General features: G+C 61.4%; 13 protein-coding genes and 1 pseudogene. 3 read left to right on the top strand and 11 right to left on the bottom strand.

The window, feature by feature from the left end:
• Positions 1-82: 82 nt before the first annotated feature.
• Positions 83-808, bottom strand: a complete 726-nt coding sequence (gene pgeF, locus C4J94_RS03940; RefSeq protein WP_124385070.1) for a peptidoglycan editing factor PgeF — start codon at positions 806-808, stop codon at positions 83-85.
• Positions 805-1,767: a 23S rRNA pseudouridine(1911/1915/1917) synthase RluD gene (gene rluD, locus C4J94_RS03935; RefSeq protein WP_005784662.1), complete on the bottom strand. Its 963-nt coding sequence runs from the start codon at positions 1,765-1,767 to the stop codon at positions 805-807. Before rluD ends, pgeF begins: the two co-directional genes overlap by 4 nt.
• A 149-nt stretch (positions 1,768-1,916) precedes the next feature.
• On the opposite strand from rluD, the gene C4J94_RS03930 reads away from it, so the two are divergent.
• Both C4J94_RS03930 and C4J94_RS03925 read left to right on the top strand, forming a co-directional pair.
• Complete coding sequence (locus C4J94_RS03930) at positions 1,917-2,942, top strand: outer membrane protein assembly factor BamD (protein WP_124356980.1); 1,026 nt, start codon at positions 1,917-1,919, stop codon at positions 2,940-2,942.
• Between the two features lie 127 nt (positions 2,943-3,069).
• Positions 3,070-3,303, top strand: coding sequence for a PP0621 family protein (locus tag C4J94_RS03925; protein ID WP_124385069.1), 234 nt, complete (start codon positions 3,070-3,072; stop codon positions 3,301-3,303).
• Here C4J94_RS03925 and thiO read toward each other — a convergent pair.
• From thiO to pilV, 5 genes are all read right to left on the bottom strand, one after another.
• Entirely contained in the window at positions 3,290-4,399 is a 1,110-nt protein-coding gene (gene thiO / locus C4J94_RS03920) for a glycine oxidase ThiO (RefSeq protein ID WP_124385068.1), read from the bottom strand. The two genes, C4J94_RS03925 and thiO, sit on opposite strands and share 14 nt — an antisense overlap.
• A gap of 62 nt (positions 4,400-4,461) precedes the next feature.
• On the bottom strand, positions 4,462-4,863 hold the full coding sequence (locus C4J94_RS03915) for a type IV pilin protein (protein WP_124385067.1): 402 nt from the start codon (positions 4,861-4,863) through the stop codon (positions 4,462-4,464).
• Between the two features lie 11 nt (positions 4,864-4,874).
• Entirely contained in the window at positions 4,875-5,405 is a 531-nt protein-coding gene (locus C4J94_RS03910; RefSeq protein ID WP_256657640.1) for a PilX N-terminal domain-containing pilus assembly protein, read from the bottom strand.
• A gap of 4 nt (positions 5,406-5,409) precedes the next feature.
• Entirely contained in the window at positions 5,410-6,117 is a 708-nt protein-coding gene (locus C4J94_RS03905; protein ID WP_124385066.1) for a prepilin-type N-terminal cleavage/methylation domain-containing protein, read from the bottom strand.
• Complete coding sequence (pilV, locus tag C4J94_RS03900) at positions 6,114-6,599, bottom strand: type IV pilus modification protein PilV (protein WP_124385065.1); 486 nt, start codon at positions 6,597-6,599, stop codon at positions 6,114-6,116. The genes C4J94_RS03905 and pilV overlap by 4 nt, the downstream gene beginning before the upstream one ends.
• 204 nt (positions 6,600-6,803) lie before the next feature.
• On the opposite strand from pilV, the pseudogene C4J94_RS03895 reads away from it, so the two are divergent.
• Positions 6,804-7,331 (top strand): annotated as a pseudogene (locus C4J94_RS03895) (GspH/FimT family pseudopilin).
• Between the two features lie 7 nt (positions 7,332-7,338).
• Here the strand turns inward: C4J94_RS03895 and ispH are convergent.
• From ispH to ileS, 4 genes are all read right to left on the bottom strand, one after another.
• Positions 7,339-8,286 carry a 4-hydroxy-3-methylbut-2-enyl diphosphate reductase gene (gene ispH, locus C4J94_RS03890; RefSeq protein ID WP_122539901.1) on the bottom strand — a complete coding sequence of 316 codons (948 nt, stop codon included), beginning with the start codon at positions 8,284-8,286 and terminating at the stop codon, positions 7,339-7,341.
• A 99-nt stretch (positions 8,287-8,385) separates the two neighbouring features.
• On the bottom strand, positions 8,386-8,826 hold the full coding sequence (locus tag C4J94_RS03885) for a peptidylprolyl isomerase (RefSeq protein ID WP_177413472.1): 441 nt from the start codon (positions 8,824-8,826) through the stop codon (positions 8,386-8,388).
• A 7-nt stretch (positions 8,827-8,833) separates the two neighbouring features.
• Positions 8,834-9,343, bottom strand: a complete 510-nt coding sequence (lspA, locus tag C4J94_RS03880) for a signal peptidase II (RefSeq protein WP_124385062.1) — start codon at positions 9,341-9,343, stop codon at positions 8,834-8,836.
• A complete protein-coding gene (gene ileS / locus C4J94_RS03875) occupies positions 9,336-12,167 on the bottom strand; it encodes an isoleucine--tRNA ligase (RefSeq protein ID WP_124385061.1) in 2,832 nt (943 codons plus the stop codon). Before ileS ends, lspA begins: the two co-directional genes overlap by 8 nt.
• Between the last annotated feature and the right edge of the window lie 3 nt (positions 12,168-12,170).

Genomic DNA, 12,170 nt, shown 5'->3' with positions numbered 1-12,170 from the left:
AAGAAACCTGCTAGATACCCTTATAGATGGGGTGGATTTTGCGGGATTCAAGCAGCTGTGGGTTGATACAGGTCAGGACAGTCTAGCGTTCAAGCCAGATAAGGGAGGCGAATCGGCCCGTACGCGGGCTGCGGCGATAGGAAAAGAAACGCGGGTCGGTCACGGTGCAAAAACCGCCACCATAGACAGCGGTAATGCCCCGCGCGGCAAGGCGCAGGCGGGCGAGCTGATAGATGTCGGCCATGAACTTGCCGGGATTGCGGCCGGGAACGAAGGCTTGGGCAGTCGCCGGCAGTTGCTGCATGAAGGCTTCACGCACCTCGGGGCCGACTTCAAAGGCCTGCGGGCCAATGGCGGGGCCGAGCCAGACCAGAACGTCGGCGGGGTCGCACTCAAGGCTGTCAACAGCAGCCTCCAGCACGCCGGCCGCCAGCCCACGCCAACCGGCATGGGCCGCAGCAACACGAGTGCCCGCCCGATTGCAGAACAACGCAGGCAGGCAATCCGCCGTCATCGATGTGCAGGCGATACCGGGTGTGCTTGTCCAACTGCCATCGGCTTCGGCGATACGGCCAGGATCGGCCTCGACCACGCTGGTCCCATGGACCTGGCGCAACCAGGCCGGCTGAATATCGAAGGCATCGGTAAAGCGACAACGGTTTTCCAGGACGGCCTCAAGGCTGTCCTCGACATGATCGCCCAGGTTGAGGCTGTCGAACGGCGCCACACTGACGCCGCCCGCACGGGTAGTGACGCAGGCTTTGACCTGAGACGGCGCGGGCCAGTCAGGAATCAGCCAGTCACTCATCCGATAAACGCCTCGCGATCCTGCTTGAGCAGCGACAGCAACCAGACCAGATCGTCTGGAAGCGGCGATTCCCAGCTCATGCGCTTACCGCTCGTCGGATGATCCAGTTCCAGGAAGCGTGCATGCAGCGCCTGGCGCGGGAACGACTTGAGCGATTCAACCATGGTCTGGCTGGCCGCGGGCGGAATGCGGAAGCGACCACCGTAGGCCGGATCGCCGACCAACGGGAAGTTGATGTGGGCCATGTGCACGCGGATCTGGTGGGTACGACCGGTTTCCAGCTTGACCCGCACGTGAGTGTGGGAACGGAAACGTTCCAGCACGCGATAGTGGCTGACGGCCTGCTTGCCGCCCTCCATCACCGCCATGCGCTGGCGCTGCTGGCCGTGGCGACCGATAGGTGCGTTGATCTTGCCCCCCGCCACCACCACACCGATCACGATGCACTCGTAGATCCGGCTGACGCTGCGACTCTGCAATTGAGTAACAAGCTGCGTCTGCGCCTGAATGGTCTTGGCCACCACCATCAAGCCGGTGGTGTCCTTGTCCAGACGGTGCACGATGCCGCAACGCGGCACATTGATGATGTCTGGCACGTGGTGCAACAGGGCATTGAGCAAGGTGCCATCAGCGTGCCCGGCAGCCGGGTGAACCACCAGGCCTGCGGGTTTATTGATGACCAGGATGTCATCGTCTTCATAGACGATATCCAGCTCGATGTCCTGGGCGACCCATTCTCCCTGGGCTTCCTGCTCGGCAGTCAGCTCAAGAATCGCACCGCCATGCACTATGTCTCGCGGGCGGATAACCGCTCCATCCACAGTCAGGCGGCCGTCTTTGATCCAGGCGGAAAGGCGCGAGCGCGAGTGCTCAGCGAATAATTGTGCGGCGACTTGATCGAGGCGTTGGCCGCCCAATTCGGACGGCACCTCTGCGCGAAGTTCAATTTTATCGGACATGCTCAGACTAGGCGTGGCACAGCCTTTGGTTTCGGCTGCGCGCTTGTGGTTAAATACGGCGTCTTTTGCCCCGAGGCTTTCAACGGGGCGCTCATCATAACAGGACGGCCCCGCCCAAGACAGCGGCCGTCATAGGGACGCAAGCCGCCATGCAAGTGAAACACCTGCTGCTGATCGCCATCCTCGCCATGACTGCTGCTTGCTCGTCAACAAAGGACGTCGTCGACGAAAACCTGAGCGAAGTCGAGCTGTACCAGCAAGCTCAGACAGACCTGGACAATAATAGCTACACCAGCGCCACAGCGAAGCTGAAGGCACTGGAGTCGCGCTATCCGTTCGGGCGCTATGCCGACCAGGCCCAGCTCGAGCTGATCTACGCCAACTACAAGAACGCCGAGCCGGAAGCTGCCAAGTCCGCCGCCGAGCGTTTTATCCGACTGCACCCGCAGCACCCGAACGTGGACTACGCCTACTACATGAAGGGCCTGACCTCGTTCGACCAGGACGTTGGCCTGCTGGCGCGCTTCCTGCCGCTGGACATGACCAAGCGTGACCCGGGTGCCGCTCGCGACTCCTACAACGAGTTCGCCCAGCTGACCAGCCGCTACCCGAACAGCCGCTACGCGCCGGATGCCAAGCAGCGCATGATCTACCTGCGCAACCTGCTGGCCTCCTACGAGATCCACGTGGCCCACTACTACCTGACCCGTCAGGCATACGTGGCCGCCGCCAACCGTGGCCGCTACGTGGTGGAGAACTTCCAGGAAACCCCTTCGGTGGGTGACGGCCTGGCCGTGATGACCGAGGCTTACCAGCGCTTGCACCTGGACGAACTGGCGAGCACCAGCCTGGAAACCCTGAAGCTCAACTACCCGGACCACCCAAGCCTGAAAGACGGCCAGTTCGTGCCTCAGGTCGACGAAGCGGACAACCGTTCGTGGTTGAGCAAGTACACCCTGGGCCTGATCGAGTCCCGTCCACCGCTGCCGCCAGGTGAAACACGTGCCAACCAGGACGTGATCAAGCAATACCAGGACGCCAAGGACGCGATTCCTTCGGACCTCAAGCCGCACGACGAAAACGGCGACGTGATCGAAGAAGAAGAGCCGCAAGCCCTGGGCAACAACCAGGACCGCTCGTGGTTCAGCTACATGACCTTCGGTGTGTTCGACTGATCGTTCGACGCAACGCAAAAAGGGAGCTCTCAGGAGCTCCCTTTTTCATGGGCGGGTATTTATTGCGCTGTGCGCCCATGGCGACCTTGGCTAAACTGGCGCATTCCTTATCGAGAAACTACCCATCATGCTTCGTCTATTGTTCTGGATCGCCGTCATTGCCGCCGCGGTATGGCTCTGGCGCAAATTTAAAAGCCCTGCTGCCAGCCAACGCCGCACCGGCGAGCCAGATGCCGCGTTGATGGTGCGTTGCGCCCACTGCGGCGTGCACGTGCCGCAGGATCGTGCGCTGAGCTCAGGCCAGGCCTGGTATTGCACCCAGGCGCACCTGCAGCAAGGGCCGAAGTCTATCCAGCGTTGAGTCGGCCGGCGGGTGCGTAAGGTGTCGGATCGATGATCGGTGCCTGCCCCAGCAGCAAGTCGGCAAACAACTGGCAGGACGCCGGAGCAAGCACCAGGCCATTGCGGTAATGCCCGCAATTGAGCCGCAAGCCCTTGAAGCCCGGCACCTCGCCGATATAAGGGATGCCTTCCGGCGAGCCGGGCCGCAACCCCGCCCAATGCCCCACCACCTCGGCGTCCGCCAGCGCGGGCAGCAGCTCCACGGCAGAGGCCTTGAGACTTTCCAGCGCGGTGTCGGTCGGGGTCTTATCGAAGCCCTCATGTTCCAGGGTGCTGCCAATCAGGATATGACCATCACGTCGCGGAATCGCATAGCGCCCTTTCGCCAGGACCATGCTCGACAGGAAGTCAGACGCGCATTTGTAGAGAATCATCTGGCCCTTGACCGGCTCCACGGGCAGCGCCAAGCCCAGTTTTCCCAGCAACTCGCCGCTCCAGGCACCGGCTGCGAGCACGACCTGATCGCCCAGCATGGCGCCAGCAGCCGTATTCACGCCAACCACGCTGTCGCCTTGCAAAATAAAGCCATCGACTTCGCACTGCTCGTGAATCGTCACAGCGGGCAGCGCCAACAACGCCGCCTTGAGTGATTTGACCAAGCGCGGATTGCGTACATTGGCCACGTTGGCCATGTAGATCGCCTGGGAATAACCGCTCCCCAGCACCGGAACCGCGTCATGGGCAGCCGACACATCCACTTTACTCAAGGGCCGCCCCTCCCGCGCAGCCCAGGCCAGTGCATCGGCTTCGTCGTCCAGATCAAGCCAATACAGGCCCGTGGTATGAACTTCGGGATCAACACCGGTGGCGGCGAACAGCCGTTGCGCCAGTTGCGGGTAGAAATCCTGGGACCAGTGGGCCAAGGCCGTCACCGCCGGGCTGTAGCGCCACGGATACAGCGGCGAAACAATACCGCCGCCAGCCCAGGACGATTCCTGGCCAAGCCCGGCGCGCTCCAGCAAGGTGACCGCCCGCCCTTGGTTTGCCAGGTTGTACGCCGTCAACAAGCCAATTACGCCGCCGCCGACAATCACTACTCGCTGTTGCTTTGCCATCATTTGATCCAGCCGATAAAAAGGGAGAAGCGCACCCGGCGCCCATTCATCCAGCACTCTCATCACTGCCCCCAGCATGCGTTGAGCGGCATCTGCGGCGCAGCATCCGGATTGCTTCGCATGCCGGTGCTGGTCAAGCGGAATCGGCCGCAAGCGTCGTCCGCCATGACTGAATCGGTGGCAGGCGTGGCGAGCAGGGCAAAATCCTGGGGGTTCAATACTGCGCTGATTCTATAGTGATCATTGCCTGTACTGACGCCGCCTGCATCAATAAAAGTGCCGTTGCGCGTGTAAAAGCGCTCCAGATGCTGAGCCTGCTCGGTCAGCAGCGCGACGATCTGCACCCGATACACCTTTTTTACCTGGCCGGTGTACGCCGGGTAAGCGATGCCGCCCAGCAGCGCAACGATCGCCACCGTGATCAATAATTCGATCAGGGTAAAGCCCTGGCTATCCATGCCCATTCGATTGCTCCTTATTGAAGTTGCCGCCATAAGACGCGCCGAAACCTTTCGCCGCCGCCCTCCTCCACCCGCGCATACACAGTCTCCAGCACCGTGCGCGAATGCCCACCAAGCCCAACGGCCGTCACCCGGAACAGCGCGGCGGGGGCGTACGCCGGCAAATGCGCCTGGCCCGTACCCTCTCCCAGGGATTGAACGCCATACACCCCACCCTTGAACGCCACCCAAGTCACCCCCGAGACCGGATGGGGTCCGGCGCCAACCAACGAAAACGCCTCGTCAGGCGGCGCGCAACGGTTGACCGAGTGGCAAACCGGCAGCGTATGTCCGCCCCTGCGCACCGCAGCCTCCCCCAGCCGCAGGCCACTTTCGGCTGTTTGGAACGATTGAATACGCTGCCACAGGCTGCTTGCGGCCTTCTGTTGAGAAATTGCGCCTTGCATCGACGACAACCCCAGCAACGACAACATCAGCAGAAATACCAAGCTGATCAGCAGCACCATTCCCGCCTGCCGCATCGGATTACCCATTACCAACGTCATCGCCCTACTCCAGCCGGTTGCGCAAAGCCGCCACGACGCTGTAGGCCTGATCCTTCACGCGACCGGTCGGGTCTTGCAGGGTCATGAGGAGGCGCACGCTGCGTATCAACGATGGGTCGGCGGGGTGGTTGTCATAACGCACCACGTCCGTCGATCCAGGCCTGGCCGCTACGCCAAAACTGAGCTCGAATGCCCCAACGTTATCCATCAGTACAGCCTTGGCCGGTGCCGAAGGGGTACTGATCTTTAGCTGGCCCGTCTCATAGGTGTAAGTGACCTCGCGTATCGCAAAACGAATCTGGCCGGGCGCGACTGCAGGCGCTGCCCCGGCATAAGCCTGGGCAGCCTCCTTGCAGTCGGATACCACCGTCCAGTCAGGCTTGCCAGCACCATCGCCGGCATGGGCGGTCAGCAGTGTCAGTGACTTTGCACCTGCCGATACCTCCCAACTGATCGGCCGATCAAAGGCGGCCGGGGCGTTGTGGATATAGGCCGTAGCCAAACACCCCAGCATGCCGGCCTGGCGAATATCCTGGGTCATCTTGCTCAGGACGAACCGCGCATCGTCCTGCAAAGCCATGGCGGCCTGCTGGCTGGCCTGGGTCAACCGCGAACTGATCAGCACATGGCTCGCGCCCAGCACCAGCAACAGTCCGAGCGCCAGCGCCAGCAGCAACTCCACCAGTCCAAAACCCCGTATAGGACGATTCATTGCAACCGCCCCTGCCCATTGGCGATTCGACTGGTCAGGGTGAAGGTTTCCAGAGCACCGAGGCTACCCGCGCCCCTGGCATCCTCCCAACTGATGCTGATAGTGACCTCGTCACCGCTGATCGCTACGGCACCTCTAGCGTCCTTGCCGGCAAAACCGATGATATTGGCCTCGAAGTCATGCAGGTCCAGGTCACGCACGCTGGCGGTCGAGGTACTGGGCGGCGCGCGCTCGCTTCGAGCCCAGGCGTAATCGACGCCGGCGTTGGCGCGAATACGGTCAAGCATGTCGTAAGCAATAAAACTGGCTTGGCTGGTCATCCGCGCGCTGTCGGTGTACTTGAGGGCGCTGAGTTGGATGGCTGCGGCGCCCAGCAGTCCGATTGCCAGGACGAGCGCCGCTACCAGCACCTCGATCAGCGTCATGCCGGATTGGTGCCGATGAAAAACGCGTCGAGAAAATCTATTCCGGCAGAAGGGCATTACCGTCGTCATCCCTGTCGAAGGTCATAGAGAAACAGGAAAACCTGTTGTACGCCCCAAGACTAGCGTCGGTTTTTGGTCGGTGTGGCTGCGGGAACAAAGGGAAATACATTGGGCACAAAGGCCATCATTCAGCCCCAAGGACCAAGCGCTATACCTATGCCTGCCAATTACAGATCACTCGCATCCAAGGAGGGGGCGCACATGACACAACGAGGATTCACCCTGATCGAACTACTGTTGGGGCTGATCGTGACGGGTTTACTGGCACAGCTGGCCATACCCAACTTCAAGGGTTTGCTGCAGTCGCAGCAGCGACAAAGCGTGGCCCAGTCACTCGCCGAAGGGCTGCGTTACGCGCGTACCGAGGCGATCGCACGCAATCGTGCGGTGGTTATCCACGCACGGGATGAGGACTGGAGCCAAGGTTGGCGGGTGATACTGGACCTTAGCGGGCGCGGCCATCTGGATGAGGACAATCCGGTGCTGTTGGAGCGACAGGACAGCGGGCGCGTTCCGGTGGCCGGTAATGGCCCGGTCAGCAGCCAGGTTAGATTCAGCGGTTTGGGGGAACCGGTGTTTGCGGGCGGGGGATTTCGTGCCGGCACCGTGCACGTGTGCGACACGACGCAGGCACAGAGCCTGTATCAGGTGGTGCTGGCTCCCAGCGGGCGCATCAGCCTGCGCAGCGAGAAAGCTGAGCAGGCGTTATGCCGAGGCTGATCCAGTTAGCAGGGCTTCAGAGCAGCGAGCGAACCCGCAACTCCTTGGGCATGGAAAAGGTAATGTTTTCTTCCCGGCCCGCCAATTCATCGGCGCCAGTGGCACCCCAGGCGTGTAATTGCTGGATTACACCACGCACCAGGACTTCCGGGGCCGAGGCACCAGCGGTGATGCCGATGCGCTCGACACCGTCGAACCAGCTGCGCTGCATGTCCTCGGCGCCGTCGATCAGGTACGCCGGCGTCGCCATGCGCTCAGCCAGCTCACGCAAACGGTTGGAGTTGGAGCTGTTGGGGCTGCCGACCACCAGCACTACATCACACTCGTCAGCCAGTTGCTTGACGGCATCCTGGCGGTTTTGCGTGGCGTAGCAGATGTCGTCCTTACGTGGGCCGCCAATGGCCGGGAACCGCGTGCGCAGGGCATCGATAACGCGACTGGTGTCGTCCATGGACAAGGTGGTCTGGGTCACGAAGGCCAAGCGTTCCGGGTTTTGCACCTGCAAGTTGGCGACGTCTTTTTCGTCTTCCACCAAGTAGATGGCGCCGCCATTGCTGGCGTCGTACTGGCCCATGGTGCCTTCGACTTCCGGATGGCCGGCGTGGCCGATCAGGATGCATTCACGGCCATCGCGGCTGTAGCGCGCCACTTCGATATGCACCTTGGTCACCAGCGGGCAGGTGGCGTCGAATACTTTCAGGCCACGGCCGGCCGCTTCGGTGCGTACGGCCTGGGAAACGCCGTGGGCGCTGAAGATGACGATGACATCATCGGGCACCTGGTCGAGTTCCTCGACGAAGATGGCACCGCGCGCGCGCAGGTCTTCGACCACGAACTTGTTGTGGACCACTTCATGCCGCACGTAAATCGGCGGCCCGAAAACTTCCAGGGCGCGGTTGACGATTTCGATCGCCCGGTCCACGCCGGCACAGAAGCCACGGGGGTTGGCGAGTTTGATTTGCATGCTGTGCCTCGTGTCTTGCAGCCACTCAGGGTCAGGTTTGTTGCTGACCCAAGGGACAATGGGGATCAAAGGTGGGAGGGGTTTGCCCCCTCCCACATTTTAGACCAGTGCCTTGACGTTGATGATCTCGACGTCAAAGGTCAGTGTCTTGCCGGCCAGCGGGTGGTTGAAGTCGATGGTCACTTGCGTGTCATCGAAGGCTTTGACCACGCCGGGCAATTCGGTATTCGCCGCATCATTGAAAATCACCAGCAAGCCTTCCGACAGATCCATGCCTTCGAACTGCGAGCGCGCAATGATCTGCACGTTCTGCGGGTTGGGCTGGCCAAAGGCATTTTCCGGCAGGATCTGCAGGTTGCGCTTATCCCCCGCCTTGAACCCGAACAGAGCCGCTTCAAAACCCGGCAGCAGGTTGCCATCGCCGACCTTGAAGGTCGCCGGGGTCTTGTCGAAGGTGCTGTCGACCGTATCGCCATTCTCCAGGCGCAATGCGAAATGCAACGTGACTTCCGTGTTCTGGCCGATGCGTTGCTCAGCCAATACCTGATCAGTCATTGACGGTCTCTCCGGTTTTCTTGCTCTTGAACATATCCAGCGCCAGCATGATTGCACCGACGGTGATGGCACTGTCGGCGAAATTGAACGCCGGGAAGTAATGACGGTTCTGCCAGTGCACCAGGATGAAGTCGATCACATGGCCCAGGGCAATGCGGTCGTACAGGTTGCCCAATGCGCCGCCCAGCACCAGGGCGAGCGCAATGGCCAGCCAGGTGTCATCACGGCCCAGGCGCTTGAGCCAGACCACCAGCACCGCACTGACCACCACGGCGATCAGCGCGAACAGCCAACGCTGCCAGCCGCCGCCATCGGCGAGGAAGCTGAAGGCCGCGCCGGTGTTGTAGGCCAAGGTCCAGCTGAAGTAATCCGGGATCACCACGATTTGCTGAAACATTTCCAGGGTGCCTTCGAAATGAGCCTTGCTGACCTGGTCGATGACCAGGACCAGCACGCTCAGTACGAGCCAGCCAAGACGTCCGAAACGGCCGGCGTTAGGCATAGTGGCGAACCTCGCCTTCACCGCTGATGTTATCCACGCAACGACCGCAGATTTCCGGGTGCTCAGGGTTCACGCCGACATCTTCACGGCAGTGCCAGCAACGGGCGCACTTGGGGAAGGCCGACTTGACCACTTTGAGTTTCAGGCCCGGCACCTCGGTTGCCACGGCGTCTGCCGGCGCCTGGGCGAATGGCGCCAGGCTTGCGGTAGAGGTGATCAACACAAAGCGCAGCTCGTTGCTTAGCTTGGCCAGGTCGGCGGTCAGGCCGTCCTCGGCAAACAGGGTGACTTCGGCTTGCAGGTTGCCACCCACGGCCTTGGCCGCGCGCTGCACTTCCAGTTCCTTGTTCACCGCAACCTTCACGGCCATCACGCCTTCCCAGTACTCGCGGCCCAGTTCGAAGTCGGCCGGCAGTTCGGTCAGGCCTTCGTACCAAGTATTGAGCATGACGGACTCGTTACGCTCGCCCGGCAGGTACTCCCACAGTTCGTCGGCGGTGAACGCCAGGATCGGTGCGATCCAGCGCACCAGCGCTTCGCTGATGTGGTACAGCGCGGTCTGCGCCGAACGGCGCGCCTTGCTGTTGGCGGCGGTGGTGTACTGGCGGTCCTTGATGATGTCGAGGTAGAAGCCGCCCAGCTCCTGCACGCAGAAGTTATGGATCTTCGAATACACGTTCCAGAAGCGGTACTCGCCGTAGTGTTCCTGCAACTCGCGTTGCAGCAACAGGGTGCGGTCCACGGCCCAACGGTCGAGGGCGAGCATGTCCTCGGCCGGCAGCAGGTCGGTGGCCGGGTTGAAACCGGTCAGGTTCGACAGCAGGAAGCGTGCGGTATTACGGATGCGACGGTAGGCATCGGCGCTGCGGGCCAGGATCTGGTCCGACACGGCAATCTCGCCCGAATAATCAGTCGAGGCGACCCACAGACGCATGATGTCGGCGCCCAGGGTGTCGTTGATCTTTTTCGGTTCGATCACGTTTTTCAGCGACTTGGACATCTTGCGACCGTTTTCGTCGACGGTGAAACCGTGGGTCAGCAGTTCACGGTAAGGCGCATGGCCGTCGATGGCACAACCGGTCAGCAGCGAGGAGTGGAACCAGCCACGGTGCTGGTCGGAACCTTCCAGGTACAGGTCGGCACGCGGGCCAGTTTCGTGGCCCATCGGGTGCGAACCGCGCAGTACGTGCCAGTGGGTGGTGCCCGAATCGAACCATACGTCGAGGGTGTCGCTGATCTTGTCGTACTGCGGCGCTTCGTCGCCCAGCAGCTCGGCGGCGTCCAGTTTGAACCAGGCTTCGATGCCTTCCCGTTCAACGCGCTGGGCCACTTCTTCCATCAGTTCGACGGTGCGTGGGTGCAGCTCACCGCTTTCCTTGTTCAGGAAGAACGGAATCGGCACGCCCCAGTTGCGCTGGCGGGAGATGCACCAGTCCGGACGGTTGGCGATCATCGAGTGCAGGCGCGCCTGGCCCCAGGCCGGGACGAACTGGGTGTCTTCGATGGCTTTGAGCGAGCGTACGCGCAGGGTCTCGCCGCTGGTCGGCGCTTTGTCCATGCCGATAAACCACTGCGCGGTGGCGCGGTAGATCAACGGGGTCTTGTGGCGCCAGCAGTGCATGTAGCTGTGCTTGATGGTGTCGGCCTGCATCAGCGCGCCGACTTCACGCAGCTTGTCGATGATCGGCTGGTCGGCCTTGAAGATGAACTGCCCGCCGAAGAACTCCAGCGATGGCACATACACGCCGTTGCTTTGTACCGGGTTGATGATGTCGTCGTTGACCATGCCGTACTTCTTGCAGGTCACGAAGTCGTCCACACCATAGGCAGGCGAGCAGTGAACGATCCCGGTGCCCGAACCCAGCTCGACATACTCGGCCATATAGATGGGCGACAGACGGTCATAGAACGGATGACGGAAGTTGATCAGTTCCAGCGCGGAGCCGGTAGTGGTGGCGATCACCGAACCTTGCAGCTCGTAACGTGCCAGGCACGACTCGACCATTTCTTCGGCGAGCACCAGCAGGCGGTCACCCACGTCAACCAGCGCGTAGGTGAACTCGGGGTGCACGTTCAGCGCCTGGTTGGCCGGGATGGTCCATGGCGTGGTGGTCCAGATCACGATGGCTGCGGGCTTGGCCAGCGATGCCAGGCCGAAGGCCTCGGCCAGCTTGGCGTCGTCGGCGATCGGGAAGGCCACGTCGATGGTCGAGGATTTCTTTTCTTCGTACTCGACTTCCGCCTCGGCCAGGGCCGAGCCGCAGTCGAAGCACCAGTTCACGGGCTTGAGGCCCTTGAACACGAAGCCACCCTTGACGATTTCGGCCAAGGCACGGATTTCACCGGCCTCGTTCTTGAAATTCATGGTTTTGTACGGGTTGTCCCACTCGGCCAACACCCCCAGGCGGATGAATTCGGACTTCTGCCCTTCGATCTGCTCGGTGGCGTAGGCGCGGCACAGTTCGCGGGTTTTATCCGCGCCCAGGTTCTTGCCGTAGGTCACTTCGACTTTGTGTTCGATCGGCAGGCCGTGGCAGTCCCAACCCGGAACATACGGTGCGTCGAAGCCCGACAGGGTTTTCGAACGAAGGATCATGTCCTTGAGAATCTTGTTCAGCGCATGACCGATGTGAATCGTGCCGTTGGCATAAGGAGGGCCGTCGTGCAGGACGAATTTCGGACGATCCTTGCCAATTTCGCGCAACTTTCCGTACAGGCCAATACTGTCCCAGCGCTGCAGGATCTGCGGTTCGCGCTGTGGCAGGCCGGCCTTCATTGGGAAGGCGGTGTCCGGAAGGTTTAGCGTGGCTTTATAGTCGGTCATTTA

It is taken from the genome of Pseudomonas sp. R5-89-07 (assembly GCF_003851685.1).
In the GTDB taxonomy this organism is placed as follows: domain Bacteria; phylum Pseudomonadota; class Gammaproteobacteria; order Pseudomonadales; family Pseudomonadaceae; genus Aquipseudomonas.
The sequence above is the reverse complement of the archived record's forward strand: the minus strand, read 5'-3'. Positions and strand labels throughout refer to the sequence as shown.

Coding starts and splice junctions, on each gene's coding strand:
- ispH (WP_122539901.1), bottom strand. CDS start 8,286: ATGCAAATCAAACTCGCCAACCCCCGTGGCTTCTGTGCCGGCGTGGAC.
- thiO (WP_124385068.1), bottom strand. CDS start 4,399: ATGGCAAAGCAACAGCGAGTAGTGATTGTCGGCGGCGGCGTAATTGGC.
- C4J94_RS03925 (WP_124385069.1), top strand. CDS start 3,070: ATGCTTCGTCTATTGTTCTGGATCGCCGTCATTGCCGCCGCGGTATGG.
- C4J94_RS03905 (WP_124385066.1), bottom strand. CDS start 6,117: ATGAATCGTCCTATACGGGGTTTTGGACTGGTGGAGTTGCTGCTGGCG.
- pilV (WP_124385065.1), bottom strand. CDS start 6,599: ATGCCCTTCTGCCGGAATAGATTTTCTCGACGCGTTTTTCATCGGCAC.
- C4J94_RS03915 (WP_124385067.1), bottom strand. CDS start 4,863: ATGGGCATGGATAGCCAGGGCTTTACCCTGATCGAATTATTGATCACG.
- C4J94_RS03930 (WP_124356980.1), top strand. CDS start 1,917: ATGCAAGTGAAACACCTGCTGCTGATCGCCATCCTCGCCATGACTGCT.
- rluD (WP_005784662.1), bottom strand. CDS start 1,767: ATGTCCGATAAAATTGAACTTCGCGCAGAGGTGCCGTCCGAATTGGGC.
- pgeF (WP_124385070.1), bottom strand. CDS start 808: ATGAGTGACTGGCTGATTCCTGACTGGCCCGCGCCGTCTCAGGTCAAA.
- lspA (WP_124385062.1), bottom strand. CDS start 9,343: ATGCCTAACGCCGGCCGTTTCGGACGTCTTGGCTGGCTCGTACTGAGC.
- ileS (WP_124385061.1), bottom strand. CDS start 12,167: ATGACCGACTATAAAGCCACGCTAAACCTTCCGGACACCGCCTTCCCA.
- C4J94_RS03910 (WP_256657640.1), bottom strand. CDS start 5,405: ATGACGTTGGTAATGGGTAATCCGATGCGGCAGGCGGGAATGGTGCTG.